14 protein-coding genes are annotated in these 24,288 nt (G+C 64.1%); 10 read left to right on the top strand and 4 right to left on the bottom strand.

Annotated features, from left to right (window positions below; all coding sequences use genetic code 11):
• Positions 1-4: 4 nt before the first annotated feature.
• From treZ to Q9451_RS12055, 7 genes are all read left to right on the top strand, one after another.
• Positions 5-1,747 (top strand): malto-oligosyltrehalose trehalohydrolase, encoded by a 1,743-nt coding sequence (gene treZ, locus Q9451_RS12085; RefSeq protein WP_012273252.1) that lies wholly within the window; start codon positions 5-7, stop codon positions 1,745-1,747.
• Positions 1,744-3,813 (top strand): 4-alpha-glucanotransferase, encoded by a 2,070-nt coding sequence (malQ, locus tag Q9451_RS12080; protein WP_012273253.1) that lies wholly within the window; start codon positions 1,744-1,746, stop codon positions 3,811-3,813. Before treZ ends, malQ begins: the two co-directional genes overlap by 4 nt.
• Positions 3,810-6,584 carry a malto-oligosyltrehalose synthase gene (locus tag Q9451_RS12075; RefSeq protein WP_012273254.1) on the top strand — a complete coding sequence of 925 codons (2,775 nt, stop codon included), beginning with the start codon at positions 3,810-3,812 and terminating at the stop codon, positions 6,582-6,584. The genes malQ and Q9451_RS12075 overlap by 4 nt, the downstream gene beginning before the upstream one ends.
• Positions 6,585-6,598: 14 nt before the next feature.
• Positions 6,599-6,865, top strand: a complete 267-nt coding sequence (locus Q9451_RS12070; protein WP_012273255.1) for a DUF2934 domain-containing protein — start codon at positions 6,599-6,601, stop codon at positions 6,863-6,865.
• A gap of 151 nt (positions 6,866-7,016) precedes the next feature.
• Positions 7,017-9,170, top strand: a complete 2,154-nt coding sequence (glgX, locus tag Q9451_RS12065) for a glycogen debranching protein GlgX (protein WP_012273256.1) — start codon at positions 7,017-7,019, stop codon at positions 9,168-9,170.
• Between the two features lie 72 nt (positions 9,171-9,242).
• On the top strand, positions 9,243-10,037 hold the full coding sequence (locus tag Q9451_RS12060; RefSeq protein WP_012273257.1) for an endonuclease/exonuclease/phosphatase family protein: 795 nt from the start codon (positions 9,243-9,245) through the stop codon (positions 10,035-10,037).
• 318 nt (positions 10,038-10,355) lie between these two features.
• Entirely contained in the window at positions 10,356-11,432 is a 1,077-nt protein-coding gene (locus Q9451_RS12055; protein ID WP_345960933.1) for an autotransporter outer membrane beta-barrel domain-containing protein, read from the top strand.
• A gap of 123 nt (positions 11,433-11,555) precedes the next feature.
• Here Q9451_RS12055 and glgB read toward each other — a convergent pair whose 3' ends face one another.
• The 3 genes from glgB to Q9451_RS12040 are packed head-to-tail and all read right to left on the bottom strand — an operon-like array spanning position 11,556 to position 19,152.
• Positions 11,556-13,766, bottom strand: coding sequence for a 1,4-alpha-glucan branching protein GlgB (glgB, locus tag Q9451_RS12050; RefSeq protein WP_012273259.1), 2,211 nt, complete (start codon positions 13,764-13,766; stop codon positions 11,556-11,558).
• A complete protein-coding gene (gene treS / locus Q9451_RS12045) occupies positions 13,763-17,083 on the bottom strand; it encodes a maltose alpha-D-glucosyltransferase (protein WP_012273260.1) in 3,321 nt (1,106 codons plus the stop codon). Before treS ends, glgB begins: the two co-directional genes overlap by 4 nt.
• Before the next feature lie 50 nt (positions 17,084-17,133).
• Positions 17,134-19,152: an alpha-1,4-glucan--maltose-1-phosphate maltosyltransferase gene (locus Q9451_RS12040; protein ID WP_012273261.1), complete on the bottom strand. Its 2,019-nt coding sequence runs from the start codon at positions 19,150-19,152 to the stop codon at positions 17,134-17,136.
• A gap of 139 nt (positions 19,153-19,291) precedes the next feature.
• Between Q9451_RS12040 and Q9451_RS12035 the strand changes: the two genes are divergently transcribed.
• Complete coding sequence (locus Q9451_RS12035) at positions 19,292-19,453, top strand: hypothetical protein (protein WP_012273262.1); 162 nt, start codon at positions 19,292-19,294, stop codon at positions 19,451-19,453.
• 139 nt (positions 19,454-19,592) lie between these two features.
• On the opposite strand, the gene Q9451_RS12030 is transcribed toward Q9451_RS12035, so the two are convergent.
• Positions 19,593-21,275 carry an AMP-binding protein gene (locus Q9451_RS12030; protein ID WP_012273263.1) on the bottom strand — a complete coding sequence of 561 codons (1,683 nt, stop codon included), beginning with the start codon at positions 21,273-21,275 and terminating at the stop codon, positions 19,593-19,595.
• Between the two features lie 219 nt (positions 21,276-21,494).
• On the opposite strand from Q9451_RS12030, the gene Q9451_RS12025 reads away from it, so the two are divergent.
• Both Q9451_RS12025 and Q9451_RS12020 read left to right on the top strand, forming a co-directional pair.
• Positions 21,495-22,658, top strand: coding sequence for an isovaleryl-CoA dehydrogenase (locus Q9451_RS12025; RefSeq protein ID WP_012273264.1), 1,164 nt, complete (start codon positions 21,495-21,497; stop codon positions 22,656-22,658).
• A gap of 20 nt (positions 22,659-22,678) precedes the next feature.
• Entirely contained in the window at positions 22,679-24,286 is a 1,608-nt protein-coding gene (locus Q9451_RS12020) for a carboxyl transferase domain-containing protein (RefSeq protein ID WP_012273265.1), read from the top strand.
• Positions 24,287-24,288 lie beyond the last annotated feature (2 nt).

Genomic DNA, 24,288 nt, shown 5'->3' with positions numbered 1-24,288 from the left:
GAAGATGCACAGGCATGGCGCACACTTGTTGGACGCCACGTCGGCGCGCTTCGCCCTCTGGGCACCCGATGCGCGCAGCGTGAGCGTTGAACTGGAACAGCAACCGACCATCGAGCTGCTGCCCGGCGACGATGGCTGGTACACCGGCGTGGCCCCATGCCAGGCCGGTGACCGTTACCACTACCGAATCGACGGTGAATTGCTGGTGGCCGACCCGGCCTCACGCTACCAGCCCGACGGCGTACAAGGGCCGAGCCAGGTGGTGAATGTGGCCGGTTACGCCTGGCAACACCCGTGGCAAGGCCGGCCTTGGCATGAAGCGGTGATCCAGGAGGTGCATGTTGGCCTGCTCGATGGCTACGCCGGGGTAGCTCGGCAACTGCCGCGCCTGGCCGAACTCGGCATCAGCGCGATCGAACTGATGCCGCTGGGGCAGTTCCCCGGCGAACGCAACTGGGGCTACGACGGGGTGCTGCCCTACGCGCCGCAGAACACCTACGGCAGCCCCGAACAGCTGTGCGCACTGGTCGACCAGGCCCACGGCGAAGGGCTGATGGTATTGGTGGACGTGGTGTACAACCACTTCGGCCCCGACGGCAATTACCTGCACCAGTACGCCAGCCCGTTCTTCCGCGAAGACCGGCAGACGCCATGGGGCGCGGCCATCGACTTCCGCCGCCCGCAGGTGCGCGAGTACTTCATCCAGAATGCCCTGATGTGGCTGTGCGACTACCGCTGCGACGGCCTGCGCCTGGACGCCGTGCACGCCATCGACCAGCCGGACTTCCTCGTCGAACTGGCGCAGCGCGTACGCGCTGCAGTGGAACCTGGCCGCCAGGTGTGGCTGGTGCTGGAAAACGAGCACAACCAAGCCGGCCTGCTGGAACAAGGCTTCGACGCCCAATGGAACGACGACGGCCACAATGCCCTGCACGTGCTGCTGACCGGCGAAACCGAGGGTTACTACGCCGACTACCAGCAACGCCCCATCGACCAGTTGGCGCGCTGCCTTGGCGAAGGGTTCGTGTTCCAGGGCGAACCCAACCGGCATGGCACGCCACGCGGCGAACCCAGCGCGCATCTGCCGCCCAGTGCCTTTGTGTTGTTCCTGCAAAACCACGACCAGATCGGCAACCGCGCGCTCGGTGAACGCCTGACCCGCCTGTGCTCGCCACCGGCCCTGCGGGCGGCCACCGGCCTGCTGTTGCTGGCACCGATGATTCCGCTGCTGTTCATGGGCGATGACGACGGCAGCTGCCGGCCATTTCTGTTTTTCACCGATTTCCATGATGCGCTGGCCGATGCCGTGCGCGAAGGCCGCCGAGGTGAATTCGCCCACTTCACCGCGTTTGCCGACCCCGATCAGCGTGAGCATATTCCCGACCCCAACGCCGAGCAGACTTTCGAGTCTTCGCGCCCGCAAAACAAGGAGGTGATCGCCGGCTGGCACGGCCTGTACCAGCAGCTACTCGACCTGCGCCGCCGCCACGTCATCCCGCACTTGCCCGGCAGCCGTGCGCTGGGCGCCGAGGTGCACGGCGACAAGGCGCTGACCGCACGCTGGCGGCTAGGCAATGGCAACACATTGCGCATCGACCTGAACCTGGCCGACACCGCGCAAGCCGTCGAGCTGCCCGCGCCACCCGCTCGGCTGTTCGACAGCAGCGACACCCGGCACCCGGATACCCACCTGGCTGCGTACAGCTGTGTGGTCAGCCTGCTTCCCCCTGCCCAGGAGCGCCTATGAGCGAAACCGCCCTGCACCGTCTGGCGACCCTCGTCGGGCTCAGCCGCGACTGGATCGACGCCAATGCCCGGCCTCAGCGTGTCAGCGACGAAGTGCTGCGCAATATCCTCGCAGGCCTTGGCCACCCAGCCAGCGATGACACGGCCATTGCCGCCAGCCTGCGTGCGGTGGAAGCCGCCGAGGACAGTGAGCACCTGCCGCCCTTGCTGACCGCCGAGCAGGGCCAACCGCTGGCGCTGGCGCGCTACTTCAGCGCCGCCAGCGTCGCCCACTGCACCCTGGAAGACCAGGCCTCGCTTACCCTGAGCCTTGACCAGCAGGCGCGTCTGCCCGGTGATCTGCCGATTGGCTACCATCAGGTAGAAATCGACAGCCGCCGCTTCACTGTGGCCATTGCCCCGCCACGCTGCCACAGCCTGGAAGACGATGTGCAACAACCACCACCACGCTGCTGGGGCCTGGCGGTGCAGCTGTACAGCCTGCGTCGCCCCGGCGATGGTGGCTACGGCGACTGCCTGGCACTGGAGCAGTTGGCACGCTCGGCAGCCGAGCGCGGCGCCGATGCCTTGGCCATCAGCCCGATCCACGCCTTGTCGGCCATCGACCAGGAACACTACAGCCCCTACTCGCCGTCCAGTCGCCTGCTGCTCAACACCCTGTACGCCAGCCCCGCGTCCTTGCTGGGTGAACGGGAGGTGCGCATGGCCATCGAAGCCTGCGGCCTGGAACAGCAACTGGAGGAGCTGGAGCAACGCCCATTGGTCGACTGGCCACGCGCCGCCAGCGCCCGCCTGCGCCTGCTAGAAGCGCTGTACCAGGGCTTCAGCCAAGGCAACCACCCGCTACGCAGCGATTTCGACAGCTTCCGCGCAGCCGGTGGCCAGGCGCTGGAACACCACTGTCGCTTCGAGGTGCTCCAGGCCCAGGCAGTCGAGCATGGCCTGGGCGCCGACTGGCGCAACTGGCCCAAGGCCTGGCACGACCCGTACCACCCGGAAGTGGAAGCCTTTGCCAGCGCCTACCCGGCCAAGGTCGAGTTCCATGCCTTTTGCCAGTGGCTGACCGAACGCGGCCTGCAGCGTGCCCACGAGGCAGCCCGTGGCAACGGCATGGCCGTGGGCCTGATCGCCGACCTGGCGGTGGGCGCCGACGGCGCCGGCAGCCAGGCTTGGAGCCGCCAGGATGAACTGCTGGCCGGCCTGAAAGTGGGGGCGCCGCCCGACATCCTCAACCGCGCCGGGCAGGACTGGGGTATCTGCGCCTTCTCGCCCGAGGGCCTCAAGCGCAACGGCTACCGCGCCTTCATCGAGATGCTGCGGGCCAACCTCGCCCACGCTGGCGGCCTGCGCATCGACCATGTGATGGGCCTGCGCCGGCTGTGGCTGATCCCGCAGGGGGCAAAGCCCAGCGAAGGCGCCTACCTCAATTACCCGCTGGACGACCTGTTGCGCCTGTTGGCGCTGGAATCGGTGCGCCACCAGGCGATCATTCTTGGCGAAGACCTGGGCACCGTACCCGATGGCCTGCGCGAGACACTGGCCGAAAAAGCCGTGCTGGGCATGCGCGTGCTGCCCTTCGAGCAGACCCAGCCCGGCCAGTTCAAGCCGATTCTCGACTGGCCGGACAACGCCCTGGCCACCACGGGCACCCATGACCTCGCGCCATTGGCCGGCTGGCTGGAAAACCGCGACATCGACTGGAGCCAGCGCTTGCAACTGATCGACGCCGCTACCGAGCTGCACTGGCGCCACGACCGCCAGAAAGAACACGACGGCCTGCGCCGCACCCTGGAGGCCAACTATGGCGAGCTGAAGGACAATGACGCGGTAATCGACGCCGCCATCCGCTACGTTGGCCATACCCGCGCACCGCTGGTGCTGGTGCCGCTGGAAGACTTGCTGGGTTGCGACGAGCAGCCCAACCTGCCGGGGACCACCAGCGGCCACCCCAATTGGAGGCGGCGCTTCGCCCAGCCAGTGCGCGAACTGCTCGACGACGAGCATGCCGCTCGCCGCCTGGAGCTGCTGGCCCAGGCCCGCGAACAAGCCTGGGAGCGTGACCGATGAAGCCACTGACCGCGACCCTGCGCCTGCAATTTCACAGTGACTTCACCCTTGATCACGCCGTGCCGCTGGTACCGTACTTCGCTCAATTGGGCATAAGCCACCTGTATGCCTCGCCTATCCTCAAGGCCCGCGCGGGCTCGCGCCATGGCTACGACGTGGTCGACCCTACCTGCGTGAACCCGGAGCTTGGCGGCGAGGCGGCACTGCAGCGACTGGTCGCCGCCCTGCGCCAGCATGGCATGGGGCTGATCCTTGACACTGTGTCCAACCATATGGCCGTGGGCGGTGCCGACAACCCTTGGTGGCAAAGCCTGTTGGCCTGGGGCCGGCGCAGCCCGTATGCGGAGTTCTTCGACATCCAGTGGCACTCCAGCGACCCGCTGCTGGCCGGGCAACTGCTGTTGCCGTTTCTCGGCAGCGACTATGGCGTGGCGCTGAAGAACGGCGACATACCGCTTGAATTCGACAAGCAGCAAGGCACGCTGCAAATCGCCCATTACGATCACCGCTTCCCAATCTGCCCGGTCGACTATGGCTGGATTCTCGCCCTCAGCCCAGAGCCGGCACTCAAGGCCCTGGCCGAGCACTTCACGGCATTGGCCGAATCGACCACCCCACTGGCCGATGCCCTTGCGCTGCACACCGAACTGGCACGCTTGGTGCGCGAAGGTGCCGACTTGGAATCAGCGCTAGTGGCATTCGACAGCCGCGCCGAAAATGGTTTCAAGCGCCTGCACCTGCTGCTGGAGCGCCAGACCTACCGCCTGGCCAGCTGGCGCACCGCCGCCGACGACATCAACTGGCGGCGCTTCTTCGACATCAACGAGCTCGGAGGTCTGAGGGTGGAGCGCGCAGTGGTGTTCGAGGCCACCCACGCCAAGCTGTTCGAACTGATCGAACGCGGCCTGGTGGACGGCCTGCGCATCGACCATATCGACGGCCTTGCCGACCCGCGCGGCTATTGCCGCAAACTACGCCGACGGGTCGATGGCCTGCTGGCACAGCGGCCGCTGAGTGCAGCACTGGAGCACTTCCCGATCTACGTGGAGAAGATTCTTGGCGCTGACGAGCACCTGCACCGCGACTGGCTCACCGACGGCACCACCGGCTACGAGTTCATGAACCAGGTGTCGCTGCTGCAACACGACCCGGCCGGCGAAGCGCCGCTGAGCGAGCTGTGGGCCAACCTCAGCGAGCGCCCGGACTTCCCCGAAGAAGTGCGCCAGGCCCGTCACCTGGTACTCAACGCCAGCCTGGCCGGTGACTGCGAATCGGTGGCCCTGGCCCTGCTGCAAGTGGCACGCAACGACCTGATGACCCGCGACCTGACCCTGGGCGCGATTCGCCGGGCCTTGCAGGCGCTGGTGGCGCATTACCCTGTCTACCGTACCTACTTCAACGCCTGCGGGCGCCCGGCTGAAGACGAAAGGTTTTTCCAGCAGGCGCTGGTCAACGCCCGGCAAGACCTTGGCGAAGCCGACTGGCCACTGCTGGAACAACTTGAACGATGGCTGGGCGGGCAAGCCTGGCGTCACCTGCCACCGGGCCGCGCCCGCAAGCAGCTGCGCCATGCCTGCGTGCGTTTCCAGCAACTGACCGCGCCCAGCGCCGCCAAAGCCGTGGAAGACACCGCCTTCTACCGCAACGCGCGGCTGCTGTCGCGCAATGACGTGGGCTTCGAGGCCGAGCATTTCAGCGCAGCACCTGCGCACTTCCACAACGAAGCCCAGCGGCGCCTGCGCGACTTCCCCGACAACCTGCTGGCCACCGCCACCCACGACCACAAGCGCGGTGAAGACACCCGAGCGCGCTTGGCCGTACTCAGCGAGCGCGGGCCGTGGCTGGCCAGTCGGGTGGAGCATTGGCGTGAATTGGCTGCCCCCTTGCGCACACTGCTGGACGACGGCCCAGCACCCAGCCCTGGCGACGAGCTGATGCTCTTGCAGACCTTGCTCGGCAGCTGGCCGCTAACGCTCGACCTGCAGGACACGGGCGGCCTGCGCACATACGCCGAGCGCATTCGCCAATGGCAGCAGAAGGCCCTGCGCGAAGCCAAGTTGCGCAGCAGCTGGAATGCACCGAACGAAGCCTATGAAAGCGCCTGCACCCGCTATGTCGATGGCCTGCTGCTGGACAGCGAGAACCAGCAACTGCGCAAGTCCGTGGCCGATGCCGCACAACTGCTGGCCTGCCCAGGCGCCCTCAACGGCCTGGTCCAAACCCTGCTGCGCATGACAACCCCAGGCGTGCCCGACCTGTACCAGGGCAATGAATACTGGGACTTCAGCCTGGTCGACCCGGATAACCGCCGCGCCGTGGACTACGCTTGCAGGCGTCGTACCCTCGACGACGCCACAGCGCCCGCCGAGTTGCTGACGCACTGGCGCGATGGCCGCATCAAGCAGGCCTTGATCGCCAAAGTGCTGGACTGCCGCCAGGCACACGCCGACTTGTTCCGCCGTGGTGCCTACCTGCCACTGAGCGTGCAGGGCCGGCACGCAGACAACGTGATTGCGTTTGCCCGCCTGGGAGAGGGCGAGCGGGCCGTCATCGTCGCGCCACGCCTGGCCAGTAGCCTGCTCGGTGGCGCCACAACCCCGTTGATCCCGGCACAGAACTGGGACGACACCCGGCTGGTATTGCCGTTTGCCTTGTCAACTGCCAACTCGACGGGACTTTTCCCCTGTGCGGCGGTCAGCTCTTCCAAGGAGCTGATGTTGAGCGCCGTGCTGGCGGAGTTTCCGGTCAACCTGTTGATACAACAATCTTGAGCATCAGGAGCGTCATGATGAGTGTCGATGAAAAGCGTATTCGCGAATTTGCCTACCAGATATGGGAGTCCGAAGGTAAACCCGCCGGCCAGGAAGACCGCCACTGGGATATGGCGCGCAAGTTGGCCGAGGCTGAAGCCTTGGCACCCAAGGCGGCGCCACGCAAACGGGCACCGGCCAAGCCCAAGCCACCTGCCGAACCCAAGGTGGCCGCGCTGCCAGGGGTTAAACCGGCTGCGGCGAAAAAGCCCAGGGCGGTGAAAAAGCCTTCTGCTGGTTAAGCCTGTACTGGCCTCTTCGCGGGTAAACCCGCTCCCACAGGTACTGCACGGCTTTCAGCACCGGTGATGAACCTGTGGGAGCGGGTTTACCCGCGAAGAGGCCGGGGCAGGACTGCACAATCCCCTCCACCACGGCCATACGAGGACCGCCATGAGCCCCCGCACCCCAAAGAAAACCCGCTCGGTCGCACCGTCGCGCATCCGCGAAGGCATGCCCTTTCCCCTCGGTGCCACCTGGGATGGCCTTGGGGTTAACTTCGCCCTGTTCTCGGCCAACGCCACCAAGGTCGAACTGTGCCTGTTCGATTCCACCGGCGAACAGGAAATCGAGCGCATCGAGCTGCCCGAATACACCGACGAGATCTACCACGGCTACCTGCCCGACGCTCACCCTGGCCTGGTCTATGGCTACCGGGTATACGGCCCGTACGAGCCGGAAAACGGCCACCGCTTCAACCCCAACAAACTGCTGATCGACCCCTATGCCAAGCAACTGGTCGGCAGCCTGAAATGGTCCGAAGCGCTGTTTGGCTACACCATCGGCCACCCCGATGGCGACCTGTCGTTCGACGAGCGCGACAGTGCGCCCTTCGTCCCCAAGTGCAAGGTGATCGACCCGGCCTTCACCTGGGGCCGCGACCAACGCGTGCTGATCCCCTGGGAACGCACGATCATCTACGAGGCGCACACCCGTGGCATCAGCATGCGCCACCCGGCGGTACCGGAAGCGCTGCGCGGCACTTTTGCCGGCCTGGCCAATGACGAACTGCTCAAGCACATCAAGGACCTGGGCGTCTCCAGCATCGAGCTGCTGCCGATTCACGCCTTCGTCAACGACCAACACCTGCTGGACAAAGGCCTGAACAACTACTGGGGCTACAACAGCATCGCCTTTTTCGCCCCGCACCCGCGCTACCTGGCCAGCGGCAAGATTGCCGAGTTCAAGGAAATGGTCGCCCACCTGCACGACGCCGGGCTCGAGGTGATCCTGGACGTGGTCTACAACCACACCGCCGAAGGCAACGAGCGCGGCCCGACCCTGTCGATGCGCGGTATCGACAACGCCTCGTACTACCGCCTGATGCCGGACGACAAGCGCTACTACATCAACGATTCCGGCACCGGCAACACCCTGGACCTGAGCCACCCCTGCGTGCTGCAGCTGGTCACCGATTCGCTGCGTTACTGGGCGGGTGAAATGCACGTTGACGGCTTCCGCTTCGACCTGGCGACCATCCTTGGCCGCTACCACGACGGCTACAGCGAGCGTCATGGCTTCCTCGTCGCCTGCCGCCAGGACCCGATGCTGAGCCAGGTCAAGCTGATTGCCGAGCCCTGGGACTGCGGCCCCGGCGGCTATCAGGTGGGTAACTTTGCCCCTGGCTGGGCGGAATGGAACGACCGCTTCCGCGACACCGCACGCGCCTTCTGGAAAGGCGATGAAGGCCAACTCGCCGATTTTGCCGCACGCTTGACCGCCTCGGGCGACATGTTCAACAACCGTGGGCGGCGGCCGTATTCCTCGGTCAACTTCATCACCGCCCACGATGGTTTCACCCTGCGCGACCTGGTGTCGTACAACCACAAGCACAACGAAGACAACGACGAGAACAACCAGGACGGCACCGACAACAACCTGTCGTGGAACTGCGGCGTCGAAGGGCCGACCGACGACCCGGGGATCAATGCCCTGCGCATGCGCCAAATGCGCAACTATTTCGCTACCCTGCTGCTGGCCCAGGGCACGCCGATGATCGTCGCCGGTGACGAATTCAGCCGCACCCAGCACGGCAACAACAACGCCTACTGCCAGGACAGCGAGATCGGTTGGGTGAACTGGGACCTGGATCAGCAAGGCGAAGAGCTGCTGGCCTTCGTCAAGCGCCTGACCCGTCTGCGCCTGGCCTACCCGGTGCTGCGCCGCTCACGTTTCCTGGTGGGCGATTACAATGAGGCGATCGGGGTCAAGGATGTGACTTGGCTGGCGCCGGATGGTAGCGAGATGACTGTGGAGCAGTGGGAAGACCCGCACGGGCGCTGCCTGGGCATGCTGATCGATGGCCGCGCACAGGTCAGCGGCATCGCCCGGCCGGGCGCCGAGGCCACGGTGCTGCTGATCGTCAATGCCCACCATGACATCGTGCCTTTCAAGTTGCCGTCCGTGCCTGAAGGCGAGTACTGGAGCTGCCTGGTGGATACCGACCGGCCAGAGTTACGCAAAGGGCAGCATTTGCAGTTCGACAGCACGTTCGAGGTCAAGGGGCGGTCGATGCTGCTGATGGTGCTGCAGCGCGACGAGGAGTGAACCTGAGTAACTGGCGCATGTCCGTTATCTGTAGAAGCGGCCTTGTGTAAACCCATTGTTCGAGGAGTTACCGTGGACCCCGAAGCCGGCAGTGAAGGTTTCGCCAGCATCAACCAGGCCCCGGCCGTAAAACGCCTGCGGGTGCTGACGGTGAATACCCACAAGGGCTTCACCGCCTTCAACCGGCGCTTCATCCTGCCGGAACTGCGCGAGGCGGTGCGCAGCACCCAGGCCGATATCGTCTTCCTCCAGGAAGTGCTCGGTAGCCACGACCGCCACGCCGCCCGTTACCCCGGCTGGCCACAGACTTCGCAGTACGAATTCCTGGCGGACAGCATGTGGAGCGACTTCGCCTATGGCCGCAACGCGGTTTACCCCGACGGCCATCACGGCAATGCACTGCTGTCCAAATACCCGATCATCGAGCACCGCAACCTTGATGTGTCGATCACCGGGCCAGAGCGCCGTGGCCTGTTGCACTGCGTGCTGGATGTACCGGGGCAAGGCCAGGTACACGCGATCTGCGTGCACCTGTCGTTGCTGGAAAGCCACCGGCAAAAACAGCTGCAACTGCTGCGCAAATTGCTGGACGCCTTACCCGCCGATGCCCCGGTGATCATCGCCGGCGACTTCAACGACTGGAAAACCCACGGCAACCGCACGCTCGGCCTGCAACGCGACTTGCACGAGGCATTCGAGCGCCACCATGGGCACCTCGCCCGCACCTACCCTGCCCGCCTGCCGCTGCTGCGCCTGGACCGCATCTACCTGCGTAACGCCGAAAGCCATGGGCCGCGGATTTTGGGGCACAAACCTTGGTCGCACCTGTCAGATCACCTGCCGTTGGCGGTTGAAGTGCGCCTCTAGCAATCATTCTTCATAGCCAGGGCACGGCAAATAGCGAACCCCGCTATACCCTACTGTTTTGCTCAACAAAACAAGGGGTTGAGCATTACCACACATCATCAACACTTCCTTCACGCTTTCTTGACGCAAGCGGCCACCTCTCCTTAGCTGAACATTACCAAGTAGTAAAGATCTCGCGCCGGGCCTCTAGCTCGCGCCTTCGTGCGCGTTTGCGAAAGCCGGCGTGCTGGTTTGGGTCGCCCACTGTTTTTGCCGTACAGCTCGTGACAACAGGCCAGGTCCTCGGGCTGTACCCCACAAAAACAAAGGAGATCCGCCATGAAAAGCACCTCGAACCCCTTGCGCTTCGACAGCATTTTCTACGCGGTTTCCACGTCGCTGCTTCTGGCAACCCCGGTGGAAACTTTCGCGTACGAACTGCAGGATGACCCTATTTCGCCCGGCTTTCTGCAGCAGACAGCAGTGCCTCAGCTGTCGCTCGACCCGATCAGCGCCAGTGGCTTGAGCATCGGCACCCTGAACGCGTTCTCCCAAGCCATGACTGCACGTCACGGGCAGGCGGCACCGGACCTGGTCGCCAGCCAGTGGGCGCAGTTCTTCCCAACCACCTCGCGCAGTGTTTCACAGCCCCCAGACCAACTGGAGACACCCAGCCAGCAACTGACAATCGGCCCGGACCTGTTCGTGCGTGAAACTGCAGCGGGCAATGTGCACCGCGCAGGGATTTTCGTGGGGCACAACAACCTGCAAAGCAGCTTCAACGGCATGCGCCCGCTGTTGGGCGACAAGCAGCGCAATGCCGTGAACCTGAGTGGGGAAAGCCTGGGCGTTTACTGGAGCATGACCCATGAACAGGGTTGGCACCTGGACGCCGTGGCCATGGGCTCGCGCATCGATGTGCTGGGCCGTGGCGAAAGCGGCCAACGACTGGACGACAGCGGCCACGCGATGACCTTCTCGGTGGAGGGCGGTTACCCGATCCGCCTGGGCGGCAACTGGGTGATCGAACCTCAGGCACAGTTGATAAATCAACAGTTCTTCCCTGGCAACCAGGTGCAGGAAGAGACCTTGCAGGCATTTGACAGCCAGCCAACCTGGAGCGGCCGTGTGGGTGCCAAATTGTCCGGTCGCTACGAAGTGCGTGGCATGCCCATCGAGCCCTATGTACGGACCAACGTGTGGTATGACTTCAGCAATGCCGATGAAGTGAAGCTGGACCAGGTCGACAAAATCTCCAGCTCGCGCTATTCGACCACGGTGGAACTGGGCTTGGGGCTGGTGGCACGGGTAACACCTTCAGTGGCCTTGTTCGTGAGTGCCGACTACAGCAGCGATGTGGATGACAATGACCTGAACGGGTTGATTGGCAGCCTTGGGGTGCGGATGCGGTGGTAGGCCTGTGCCATTGCTGGGGCCGCTGCGCGGCCCATCGCGACACAAGGCCGCTCCTACAGGGATCGCGTCAGCCTGTAGGAGCGGCCTTGTGTCGCGATGGGCTGCGCAGCAGCCCCAACAATCTCAGGCCGGTTTCAGTATCAGAACCCCAAGCGGCGGCAGGTTCAGCGCCAGCGACAATGGCTGCCCATGGCTGGGCAATGCCTCACTGGCCACTGCCCCCAGGTTGCCCACGTTGGACCCGGCATACAGCCCGGCATCGCTGTTCAGCAGCTCTTGCCAACGCTCGCCAAACGGCACGCCAATACGGTAGCCCTCGCGCGGCACCGGGGTGAAGTTGGCCACCACCAGCACCGGCTCACCGCTGCTGCTCCAGCGCAGCCAGGCGTAGACGCTGTTTTGCGCGTCGTCACCGATCAGCCACTGGAAGCCCTGCGGCTGGCAGTCCTGCTCGTGCAGCGCCGGCACGTCGCGGTACAGGCGGTTGAGGTCGCCCACCAGGCGCTGCACGCCCTGGTGCTCGGGGTACTGCAGCAGGTACCAGTCCAGTTCGCTGTCGTGGTTCCACTCACGCCACTGGCCGAACTCGCACCCCATGAACAGCAGCTTCTTGCCCGGGTGCGCCCACATGAAGGTGAGGTAGGCGCGCAAGTTGGCGAACTTCTGCCAGCGGTCGCCGGGCATCTTGTCGATCAGCGAGTGCTTGCCGTGCACCACTTCGTCATGGGAGATGGGCAGGATGAAATGCTCGGAATAGGCATAGATCAGCCCGAAGCTCATCTCGTTGTGGTGGAAAGTGCGGTGCACCGGGTCGTTCTGGATGTAATGCAGGGTGTCGTGCATCCAACCCATGTTCCACTTGTAGGCAAAGCCCAGGCCGCCCTGCTGGGTCGGCTGGCTGACGCCGGGCCAGGCGGTGGACTCCTCGGCGATGATCAGTGCCCCAGGGGCCTCGTGGGCAGCCACGCCGTTGAGGTGGCGGATGAAGTCGATGGCTTCCAGGTTCTCGCGCCCGCCATGGCGGTTGGGCACCCATTCACCGGCCTTGCGCGAATAGTCGCGGTACAACATCGAAGCCACTGCATCGACGCGCAGGCCGTCGATGTGAAAGTGCTTCAGCCAGTGCAACGCAGAAGCCATCATGAAACCACGCACCTCGTTACGGCCGAGGTTGTAGATGAGCGTGTTCCAGTCCTGGTGGTAGCCCTCCAGGGGGTTATCGTATTCGTACAGCGCAGTGCCATCGAACCGCGCCAGGCCGTGTTCGTCGGTGGGAAAATGCGCCGGCACCCAGTCCAGCAGCACACCAATGCCACCCTGGTGGCAGGCATCGATGAAGGCTGCGAAGTCCTCCGGGCTGCCGTAGCGCGAGGTGGGCGCGAACATCGACAGTGGCTGATAACCCCAGGAACCGCCGAAGGGGTGCTCCATGATCGGCAACAGCTCGATGTGGGTAAAGCCCAGTTCCTGCACATAGGGCACCAGCCGCTCGGCCAGTTCGCGCCAGTTGTAATAGCGCCCGACTTCACCCGCCTCGTCCAGCTCGCAGCGCCATGACCCTGGGTGCAGTTCGTAGATCGACAGTGGCGCGTTGTAGGCATGGCGCTGCGCGCGTTGCGCCATCCAGTCGTGGTCTTGCCAAGCGTGGCCAAGCTCACCGGCCACCTTGGACGCAGTGCTCGGCGGCAGTTCCGTGGCACGGGCCAGCGGGTCGGCTTTCAGCGGCAGTATGCCGTCCTTGCCGAGCACTTCGAACTTGTAGGTTTCACCCACACCCAAGCGCGGAATGAACAGCTCCCACACCCCGGCGCTGTGGCGCAGGCGCATGGGGTGGCGACGCCCATCCCAGTTGTTGAAGTCACCCACCACCGACACCCGCCGAGCGTTCGGCGCCCACACCGAGAAGCACACGCCGTCGATACCATCGACCTGGGTAGGCTGGGCGCCAAAGCGCCCGGACAAGTCTCGATGATTGCCTTCGGCGAACAGGTGAAGGTCCATGTCACCCAATTGTGGGCCAAAGCTGTAGGGGTCTTCGGTAATCTGATCGCCACCGGCCCAACCGATCTGCAACTGGTAGGGTTGTGCCTCATCAAGGTGCGCGCTGAACAACCCGGGCAAGCTGCCCTGCACCATTTCGGCAAGCACGCGCCCATCGTGGCGAGCCAGGATGCGCACATTCAGGGCACTGGGCAGGAAGGCGCGGACCACCTGGCCGCCTGCGCCGTCGCCATGGGGGCCGAGTACCGCAAATGGATCGGCGTGTTCGGCGCGGGCCAGGGCATCGAGGTCCCGTTGCCGAAGGCCACCGTTTTCACGCAATGTAACGTTCATTCTGACTCTCCCCAGGTACTGATCAATCCATGCAGGCCATGCAAAGGCACGGCCAGCCAACTCGGACGGTTCTCGGCTTCGTAGGTAATCTCGTAGGCGGCTTTTTCCAGGCAGAACAGCTCCAGAGCCGCGCGCTCGCCCTCGGCCCGCTGCCAGGCGTGGGGCATGGCGGCGGTGGCCAGGCCATAGGCTTCGACAAAGGCATGCCGCGACTGGTGCAGGTACTGCCGGGCAACCCGTTGCCGGGCCTGCCGCGCCGGGTCTGAAAGGTCCACCGCAGACGCGCTGCGCAAGATCATCGCAGCAGCATAGTCGAAGGATCGCAGCACGCCGCTGACATCCTTGTACGGGCTGTGTTTTGCCCGACGCTCTTCCAGCGACCGGGCCGGCTCGCCTTCGAAATCGATCAGGTAGGCATCACCTTGCACCACCAGCACCTGGCCCAGGTGCAGGTCGCCATGCACCCGCATCAACAGGCCGCCCTGGGCCTGGTCGGTCAGATTGTCGATGTGCTGGGCCAGGCCGTCGCGCTGCTGCTGCAGGTCATCGACCAGGGCCTGGCTATCGCGGTCGAGCGTGTCGCGGTGTTGGGCCAGCAGGTCGAGAGCGTGGGTCAGCTCGGCGCTGATCTGCGTACTCCAACGCTGGCTGTCCTGCGCATTGCTGGGACGTGGCTGGAAGGCCGGGTCTTCGGTTGGCGCGGCCAGCAACAGGTGCATCTCGCCCAGGCGCTGGCCAAGCAAGGCAGCGAAGCCACTGAGCTCGGCCAGTGCGTCGGTGTGCGCCTCGGGGTCGCTGGTGGTGGGCTCCATCTGGTCGCGAATGGCCCGTTCAAGGGTGTTCTGGGTCCAGCCCCAGGCATCGCCCTGGTTGTTCAGGTAACCCTGGGCAATCATCAGCAGGTGCGGTGCCTGCTGCTCATCCACTCGGCTGACCCAGGCCAGCAGCGGCGAGATGTTGGCAAAGCCGGCGGCGGTCAGGTAGGCACTCATTTCCAGCTCTGGATGAACACCTGGGTTGACCCGGCGGATCAGCTTGAGCACCACCCGGTCGCCGATCACTACCGAACTGTTGGACTGTTCGGCGCTGAGGTAGCGCACTTCACTTTCCTCGTCGAGAGCCAGGCCGGCCAATTGCGCCGTGCATTCGAAGCGCAATTCACCCTCATCGTTGCCGCATGGCAGGCGCAGGCCATCTTGGCAGGCAAGCATCACGGCGCGGATGAACGGCTCCAGCACGAAGGCATCTGTGATCAAGCCAACCTGGTGGGCGCGGCGCACCCGCGACAAGGCCAACTGCTGCGGCAGCGCGGTAGTGATCTGCTCCTCGCGCAGCAGGCCGAACGGCAGTTGGTAGCGGGTGGCCGTGCCGTCGCTGCGCACTTCGATTTCACTGAGCAGCACCGGTGTGGTGGCAGTGCCAAAACGCACGCCGTAACACAGGCGCACGGCGTCGATCGGCCCTTCCTTGCCGGCGAACCAACGCCGCTTGGGCAGGTATTGCGGCAGGATGGTGGCTTGCAGGGTATCGCTTGAAGGTGCTTCCAGTAGTTCTTCCATGCGCTTGCGCAGTACCAGCGTGGTCAATTCAGGTAACCCCTCGGTGGGCTGGATATGCCAGCTGGGCATGCGGTCACGGCTGGCCAGCAGGAACCAGTAGAAGGCATAGGGTGGCAAGGTCAGCAGGAACGGCAACTGGCCAATGGGCGGGAAGGCGCTGCCGCCGAGCATCTCCACCGGTACTTTGTCGGCGAAGTGTGACAATTCCAGTTCTGCGGCCTGGGCAGCGCGCGACACGTTGGCCACGCACAGAATGACCTCGGTGTTGCCGTCGACATCGGTGTACTCGCGGACGTAGGCGAGAATGCGCCGGTTGCTGGGCGTGAGCGTGCGCAGGCTGCCGCGGCCAAAGGCCTTCTGCTGCTTGCGCACCGCCAGCATGCGCCGGGTCCAGTTCAGCAGTGAATGCGGGTCGTGGCTTTGCGCTTCGACATTGACGGTCTGGTAGCCGTACAGCGGGTCCATGATCGGCGGCAGCACCAGGCGCTGCGGGTCGGCGCGGGAGAACCCGCCGTTGCGGTCCGGCGACCACTGCATGGGCGTACGCACGCCATCGCGATCACCCAGGTAGATGTTGTCGCCCATGCCCAGTTCGTCGCCGTAATACAGGGTTGGTGTGCCGGGCATCGACAGCAGCAGGCTGGTGAGCAGCTCGATGCGCCGACGGTCACGCTGCAGCAGCGGCGCCAGGCGCCGGCGGATACCCAGGTTGATGCGCGCGCGGCGGTCTTCGGCGTAGTAGTTCCACAGGTAGTCGCGCTCGCGGTCGGTGACCATTTCCAGGGTCAGCTCATCGTGGTTGCGCAGGAAAATCGCCCATTGGCAGTTGGCGGGAATTTCCGGGGTCTGGCGCAGGATGTCGGTGATCGGGAAGCGGTCTTCCATGGCCAGGGCCATGTACATGCGTGGCATCAACGGAAAGTGGAAGGCCATGTGACATTCGTCGCCCTCGCCTTCGCCGAAGTATGGACGCGTGTCTTCCGGCCACTGGTTGGCTTCGGCCAGCAGCATGCGGTCGGGGTAGTTGGCGTCGATTTCTGCGCGGATCGCCTTGAGCACGTCGTGGGTTTCGGCGAGGTTCTCGTTGTTGGTGCCGTCGCGTTCGATCAGGTACGGGATGGCGTCCAGGCGCAGGCCGTCGACACCCAGGTCGAGCCAGAAGCGCATCACGCCGATCACCGCCTTGAGTACTTGCGGGTTGTCGAAGTTGAGGTCTGGCTGGTGCGCGTAGAAGCGGTGCCAGAAGTACTGGCCAGCGACCGGGTCCCATGTCCAGTTGGACTTTTCGGTGTCGAGGAAGATGATGCGCGTGCCGTCGTATTTCTGGTCGTCGTCCGACCACACGTAGAAATCGCGCGCCTTGCTGCCGCGTTTGGCATGGCGGGCACGCTGAAACCACGGGTGCTGGTCGCTGGTGTGGTTGATGACCAGCTCGGTGATCACCCGCAAGCCGCGCTTATGTGCCTCGGCGATGAAACGCCGGGCATCGCCCAGGCTGCCGTAGTCGGGGTGCACGGCTTTGTAATCGGCAATGTCGTAGCCGTCATCGCGCCGAGGCGAGGGGTAGAACGGCAGCAGCCACAGGGTGTTGACGCCCAGCTCGGCGATGTAGTCGAGTTTGCTGATCAGGCCGGCGAAGTCGCCGATACCATCATTGTTCGAATCGAAGAACGACTTGATATGCAACTGGTAGATGACGGCGTCCTTGTACCACAGCGGGTCGTCGATGAAGGCTGCCGTGCGGGCACGCTTGGCCATGTGCGACTCCTTGCATTTTCCAGGTTGAGCGGGCACGCCCGCTCCCACTTTCACCTAGCCTTTTCGATACGCCAGATTCCGAATGGCTGGTGCCAAGGCTCGATGCGCATGAACTGGGTCTTGCCGTACCACGACCACCGATGGCCGTTCATCAGGTCTTCGCCATGGGTTTCGGCGTTGTCATCCAAACCAAGCTCCCACAGCGGCAGCTCGAAGTGCGCTTCCTGGGCGTTGTGCGGGTCGAGGCTGATCGCCACCAGGATGTAGTTGTCGCGCTCGGCCGTGCGCTTGGCGAAGTACAGGATGTTGTCGTTCCAGCAGTTGAAAAACGCCACGCCCAGATGCGTTTGCAAAGCACGGTTCTGCCGGCGGATGCGGTTGAGCTGGGCGATCTCGGCAATGATGTTGCCGGGCTGGGTGAAATCACGCGGGCGAATTTCGTACTTCTCCGAATCCAGGTACTCCTCCTTGCCAGGCAGCGGCGTGCCTTCGCACAGCTCGAAACCCGAGTACATACCCCATAGGCCCGAGCCCATGGTCGCCAGCGCCGCGCGAATGAGGAAGCCGGCGCGTCCAGAGGTGTGCAGGAAGTACGGGTTGATGTCCGGTGTGTTGACGAAGAAGTTGGGGCGATAGCACTGGCTCCACGGCGGCTGGTTGAGCTGCTCGTAGAATTCACGCAGCTCCTGCTTGGTGTTGCGCCAGGTGAAGTAGGTATAGCTTTGCGCGTAGCCGACCTTGCCCAGGCGCGCCATCATCGCCGGCCGGGTAAACGCTTCGGCGAGGAAGATGACGTCGGGGTGCTGGCTACGCACATCGGCGATCAGCCATTGCCAGAACGGCAGTGGCTTGGTGTGCGGGTTGTCGACGCGAAAGGTTTTGACCCCCTCCTCGACCCAGCCGATGATCACATCGCGCAGGGCCAGCCACAAACTCGGCACCGCGTCGGGGGCATAGAAGTCGACGTTGACGATGTCCTGGTACTTCTTCGGCGGGTTTTCGGCATAGCGGATGGTGCCGTCGGGGCGCCAGCTGAACCAGCCCGGATGCTCCTTGAGCCAGGGGTGGTCCTGCGAACACTGGATGGCGAAGTCGAGGGCGATTTCCAGGCCGTGCTCCGCCGCAGCGGCGACCAACCGGCGAAAATCTTCGCGACTGCCCAGTTGCGGGTGGATCGCATCGTGGCCGCCTTCGGCGCTGCCGATCGCGTAAGGGCTGCCGGGGTCGCCAGGTTCGGCATGCAGGGCATTGTTGCGGCCCTTGCGGTGCTGCATGCCGATGGGGTGGATGGGCGGGAAGTACAACACGTCGAAGCCCATGTCGCGAATCATCGGCAGGCGTTCGTGCACGTCGTTGAAGGTGCCGTGGCGCTGCGGGTCGTCGGTGATCGAACGCGGGAACAGTTCGTACCAGCTGGCAAATTGCGCCGCCGGGCGGTCGACATCGACCGGAAATTCACGGCTGCGGGCCAGGTAACTGCGGTGTTCGGCTTCGCTCATCAGGCGGGCGGTGGTTGGGTCGAGAAACAACGCCACCTGGTCGTCGGGACCGAGTGTAGCCAGGCGCTGCTGCACGGCCTCAAGTTCCTCGTGCAGGGCGCCGCTGCACAGTTCGAGGCCTTTGCTCAGCAGCAAACGGCCCTCTTCCAGCTCCAGTTTCACCTCGACGCCGGCGTGGTATTTTTTCTCCAGGTCGTGGCAATAAGTGGCAAACGGGTCGATCCAGGCCTCGATACTGAACAGGTGCGGGCCAAGTTCGGTGGGGGTGAACTCGGCCAACCACAGGTCGTTGCCCGGCGAGTGCATGGGCACGCAATGCCAGCGGCGGCTGTTGGCCTGGCGCCAGTTGAGCATCACCGCCAGGCGGTCGTGGCCATCGCAATAGACCTTGCTGCCGACGACCACCGGCTGGCCACTGATGGCCTTGGCGGCGAAGGTGCCGGCTTCGAGCACCGGTTGGGTGTCTTCGATCACGATGCGTGGCGCCAGCAACGCCTGGGATAGGCTGATGGCCTGGTCCGGGTGATCGTTCGCCGTGGGCACGTTTTCAAAGGGCTCGTTACGTGACATCGACCTTGCTCCCTCAGGCTGGTGGCGGTAAGGGTTCAGAGCCAGGCACAAGCGCGGGGTTCAAAAAAATTGAGCGAACGGCAGCTGCCAGCGGTCAGAGCCTGCAGCACCTCTTCATTCACCCACGCGAGGTCAGGCCATGAACATTCCCATTCCACCGGAAACCCCCGATCCCAACATCGACGACCCGAGCTTGCCGCCGCCCGTGCCAGAAGAAGAACCGGACGAGCTGCCGATCAAGCCGACCATGCCACCGACGGTGGGCGACCCGCCGAGCCAAGAGCCACCGGTGAAGGCTTAAGGGTAGACCAGGATTGTGTACTGGCAGGACCGGCCTCTTCGCGGGTAAACCCGCTTCCACAGGGATTGCGCCAACCTTGCAAGTGGCGCCGTACTGTGGGAGCGGGTTTACCCGCGAAAGGGCCGGTTGACCCAACCCATCAACCCGCAGATACCGCCGAGATTTCCGCCACACTAATCTCCCGCATGCGGAACTTCTGCACCTTGCCGGTCACCGTCATCGGGTATTCCTCAACAAAACGAATATGCCGAGGCACCTTGAAGTGGGCGATGCGTGCCTTGCACCAACCCTGCAGTTCCTCAACCGTGGCGCTATGCCCTGGGTGCAGCTTGATCCAGGCCACGATTTCTTCACCATAGCGGCTGCACGGAATGCCGATCACCTGCGCATCGGCCACCGCCGGGTGGGTATAGAAGAACTCTTCCAGCTCACGCGGGTAAATGTTCTCACCGCCACGAATGATCATGTCCTTGTTGCGCCCGACGATGCGCACGTGCCCATGTTCATCCATCACCGCCAGGTCGCCCGAATGCATCCAGCCCGCCGGGTCGATGGCGTCCGCCGTGGCCTGGGGGTTGTCCCAGTAGCCGAGCATCACGCTGTAGCCACGGGTGCACAGTTCACCGATCTCACCGCGCGGGACGATGCAGCCGTCGGCGTCCACCAGCTTGTTTTCCAGCTGCGGCTGGGTGCGGCCGACGGTGGTCACGCGCAGTTCCAGGTCGTCGTCCGGGCCGGTCTGCAGCGACACCGGGCTGGTTTCGGTCATGCCGTAGGCAATCTGCACTTCGGCCATGTGCATCTGGTCGATGACCCGGCGCATCACCTCGATCGGGCAGGTGGCACCGGCCATGATGCCACTGCGCAGGGTCGACAGGTCCATCTGCGCACGCGACGGGTGGTCGAGCATGGCGATGAACATGGTCGGCACGCCATAGAGGATGCTGGCGCGCTCCTCGGCCACGGCGCGCAGGGTAAGCTCGGCGTCGAAGGCGTCGTTGGGGTAGATCATGGTGCTGCCGTGTGTGATGCAACCGAGGTTGGCCATGACCATGCCGAAGCAGTGGTACAGCGGCACCGGGATCACCATACGGTCGCGCTCGGTCAGCCCCAGGCTTTCGCCGACCATGAAACCGTTGTTGAGGATGTTGTAGTGACTGAGGGTGGCACCCTTGGGCGCGCCGGTGGTGCCGGAGGTGTACTGGATGTTCACCGGCTGGTCGAACTGCAGGCTTTGCTGGCGAGCGCTGCAGGCCTCTGGCGAGGTCTGCCCTGCCCACTCGGGCAATGCGTGCCAGGGCAGGAAGCCGGCAGGCGGGTTGGCGGCCAGGCTGATCACACCGCGCAACGCTGGCAGGCGCTCACTGGCCAGTTCACCTGGCTTGGCGCTGGCCAATTCAGGCACCAGTTCCTGAACCATGGCATGGTAATCAGACGTCTTGAAGGCATCGGCACACACCAGCCAGCGACAGCTGGACTGGCGCAACACGTATTCCAACTCGCCCACGCGATAGGCAGGGTTGATGTTGACCAGGATGGCCCCAACCTTGGCGCTGGCCAGTTGCAAAATGCACCATTGCGCGCAGTTGGGCGACCAGATACCGACACGCTCGCCGGTGTTCACGCCCAGGGCCATGAGCGCGCGTGCATGGTTTTCGACCTGTGCGGCCAACTGCCGCCAGCTGTAGCGCAGGCCTTGATGGCGCGACACCAGCGCCTCGCTGTCGGCACAGCGGGCCACGGTGGCATCGAAGGCCTGGCCGATGGTCTGGGTCAGCAAGGCTTGGTCCTGGCGACCGCGGGTATAACTCGGTTGACTCATGGGTGTCCCTTCTTGTGGTTGTTCTGGGCACGGCTGAAGCAAGCGGGAATACTCTGGCGCAGATTTACGTTTACGTAAAGGTGACGAGTGGATTGACAGTGATCGCACGCAGGTTTACGTTAACGTAAAGGTGATGAACGACACCGGGTCTCGCAGGGCCGGCGGATTGCCCTGACGCTACGGTGTAACCCCATTTCAAGAACAAGAAGGTGCCCCAGCATGCATTACCCCTCCCTGAACTTCGCCCTGGGCGAGACCATCGACATGCTCCGCGACCAGGTGCGTACCTTCGTCGCCGCCGAACTGGCCCCGCGCGCCGCTCAAATCGACCACGACAACCTGTTCCCCGCCGACATGTGGCGCAAGTTCGGTGACATGGGCCTGCTGGGGATCACCGTCCCGGAAGAATACGGTGGCGCTGGCCTGGGCTACCTGGCCCATGTGGTCTCGATGGAAGAAATCAGCCGTGGCTCGGCCTCGGTGGCACTGTCCTATGGCGCCCACTCCAACCTGTGCGTCAACCAGATCAACCGCAACGGTACCCACGAGCAGAAGCTCAAGTACTTGCCCAAGCTGATCAGCGGCGAGCACATCGGCGCCTTGGCCATGAGCGAGCCCAATGCCGGCTCCGATGTGGTGTCGATGAAACTGCGTGCGGAAAAGCGCGGCGACCACTACGTGCTCAACGGCAGCAAGACCTGGATCACCAACGGCCCCGACGCCAACACCTACGTGATCTACGCCAAGACCGACCTGGACAAGGGCGCGCACGGCATCACCGCCTTCATCGTCGAGCGTGACTGGAAAGGCTTCAGCCGCAGCAACAAGTTCGACAAGCTTGGCATGCGTGGCTCCAACACCTGCGAGCTGTTCTTCGACGACGTGCAAGTGCCGGCAGAAAACATCCTGGGCCAACTCAATGGCGGCGTGCGCGTGCTGATGAGTGGCCTGGACTACGAGCGTGTGGTGCTGTCCGGCGGCCCGACCGGCATCATGCAAAGCTGCATGGACCTGGTGGTGCCCTACATTCATGACCGCAAGCAGTTCGGCCAGAGCATCGGCGAGTTCCAGCTGATCCAGGGCAAGATCGCCGACATGTACACCCAGCTCAATGCCAGCCGCGCCTACCTGTATGCCGTGGCCCAGGCTTGCGACCGTGGCGAGACCACCCGCAAGGACGCTGCCGGCGTCATCCTGTACACCGCCGAACGCGCCACGCAAATGGCCCTGGAGGCGATCCAGATTCTCGGTGGCAACGGCTATATCAACGAATTCCCGGCTGGCCGCCTGCTGCGCGACGCCAAGCTGTACGAAATCGGCGCTGGCACCAGCGAAATTCGCCGGATGCTGATCGGCCGCGAACTGTTCAACGAAACCCGCTGAGCATAAAGGGACGGGCGCACATGGCTACCTTGCACACCCAGATCAACCCACGTTCGGCGGAATTCGCCGGCAACAGTGCGGCGATGCTCGAACAGGTCCAGGCCCTGCGCGGCCTGCTCGCCCAGGTCGCCCAGGGCGGCGGCCCCAAGGCCCAGGAACGGCATACCTCGCGCGGTAAACTGCTGCCGCGCGAGCGTATCGACCGCCTGCTGGACCCTGGCTCGCCATTCCTCGAGATCGGCCAGCTGGCCGCCCATGAGGTGTACGGCGAAGACGTGCCGGCTGCGGGCGTGATTGCCGGCATCGGCCGCGTCGAAGGCGTGGAATGCATGATCGTGGCCAATGACGCCACGGTAAAGGGCGGTTCCTACTACCCACTGACGGTGAAGAAGCACCTGCGCGCGCAAACCATCGCGCTGCAAAACCGCCTGCCGTGCATCTACCTGGTGGACTCGGGCGGCGCCAACCTGCCACGCCAGGACGAAGTGTTCCCCGACCGCGAGCATTTCGGGCGGATTTTCTTCAACCAGGCCAACATGAGCGCGCAAGGTATTCCACAGATTGCCGTGGTGATGGGGTCGTGCACCGCTGGCGGCGCCTACGTACCGGCCATGGCCGACGAAGCGATCATGGTGCGCCAGCAGGCGACCATCTTCCTGGCTGGCCCGCCCTTGGTGAAAGCCGCAACCGGTGAAGTGGTCAGCGCCGAAGACCTGGGTGGCGCCGATGTGCATTGCCGTACCAGCGGCGTGGCCGACCATTATGCCGACAATGACGAGCACGCCCTGGCCATTGCCCGGCGCAGCGTGGCCAACCTTAACTGGCACAAGCTAGGCAAGCTGCAACGCCTGGCACCGGTGGCGCCGCTGTACGCCGCCGATGAACTGTATGGCGTGGTGCCAGCGGATGCCAAGCAACCGTTCGACGTGCGCGAAGTGATTGCGCGGCTGGTCGATGGCTCGGTTTTCGATGAGTTCAAGGCCCTGTTCGGCACTACGCTGGTGTGCGGCTTCGCCCACCTGCACGGTTACCCGGTAGCGATCCTGGCCAACAACGGCATTCTGTTCGCCGAAGCGGCGCAAAAGGGTGCGCACTTCATCGAGCTGGCCTGCCAGCGCGGCATCCCACTGCTGTTCCTGCAGAACATCACCGGCTTCATGGTCGGCAAAAAGTACGAAGAAGGCGGCATCGCCAAGCACGGCGCCAAGCTGGTTACCGCCGTGGCGTGTGCCCAGGTGCCGAAATTCACGGTAATCATCGGTGGCAGCTTCGGCGCCGGCAACTACGGCATGTGCGGCCGCGCCTACGACCCGCGCTTCCTGTGGATGTGGCCCAACGCACGGATCGGCGTGATGGGCGCCGAACAAGCCGCCGGGGTTCTGGCCCAGGTCAAGCGCGAGCAAAGCGAACGCAGCGGCCAGCCGTTCAGCGCCGAGGATGAAGCCAGGCTCAAGCAGCCGATCCTCGACCAGTACGAGCATCAAGGCCACCCCTACTACTCCAGCGCCCGCCTGTGGGACGACGGTGTCATCGACCCGGCACAGACCCGCGACGTGCTCGGCCTGGCGTTGTCTGCCGCGCTGAACGCGCCGATCGAACAGAGCCGCTTCGGCATTTTCCGGATGTGACC

The organism is Pseudomonas sp. NY8896, from assembly GCF_039634505.1.
This window is presented reverse-complemented; position numbering and strand designations above follow the sequence as displayed.

Bases quoted from the DNA above. Each gene is read 5' to 3' on its own strand.
- treZ (WP_012273252.1), top strand. From the start codon at position 5: ATGCACAGGCATGGCGCACACTTGTTGGACGCCACGTCGGCGCGCTTC.
- malQ (WP_012273253.1), top strand. From the start codon at position 1,744: ATGAGCGAAACCGCCCTGCACCGTCTGGCGACCCTCGTCGGGCTCAGC.
- Q9451_RS12075 (WP_012273254.1), top strand. From the start codon at position 3,810: ATGAAGCCACTGACCGCGACCCTGCGCCTGCAATTTCACAGTGACTTC.
- Q9451_RS12070 (WP_012273255.1), top strand. From the start codon at position 6,599: ATGATGAGTGTCGATGAAAAGCGTATTCGCGAATTTGCCTACCAGATA.
- glgX (WP_012273256.1), top strand. From the start codon at position 7,017: ATGAGCCCCCGCACCCCAAAGAAAACCCGCTCGGTCGCACCGTCGCGC.
- Q9451_RS12055 (WP_345960933.1), top strand. From the start codon at position 10,356: ATGAAAAGCACCTCGAACCCCTTGCGCTTCGACAGCATTTTCTACGCG.
- glgB (WP_012273259.1), bottom strand. From the start codon at position 13,766: ATGAACGTTACATTGCGTGAAAACGGTGGCCTTCGGCAACGGGACCTC.
- treS (WP_012273260.1), bottom strand. From the start codon at position 17,083: ATGGCCAAGCGTGCCCGCACGGCAGCCTTCATCGACGACCCGCTGTGG.
- Q9451_RS12040 (WP_012273261.1), bottom strand. From the start codon at position 19,152: ATGTCACGTAACGAGCCCTTTGAAAACGTGCCCACGGCGAACGATCAC.
- Q9451_RS12035 (WP_012273262.1), top strand. From the start codon at position 19,292: ATGAACATTCCCATTCCACCGGAAACCCCCGATCCCAACATCGACGAC.
- Q9451_RS12030 (WP_012273263.1), bottom strand. From the start codon at position 21,275: ATGAGTCAACCGAGTTATACCCGCGGTCGCCAGGACCAAGCCTTGCTG.
- Q9451_RS12025 (WP_012273264.1), top strand. From the start codon at position 21,495: ATGCATTACCCCTCCCTGAACTTCGCCCTGGGCGAGACCATCGACATG.
- Q9451_RS12020 (WP_012273265.1), top strand. From the start codon at position 22,679: ATGGCTACCTTGCACACCCAGATCAACCCACGTTCGGCGGAATTCGCC.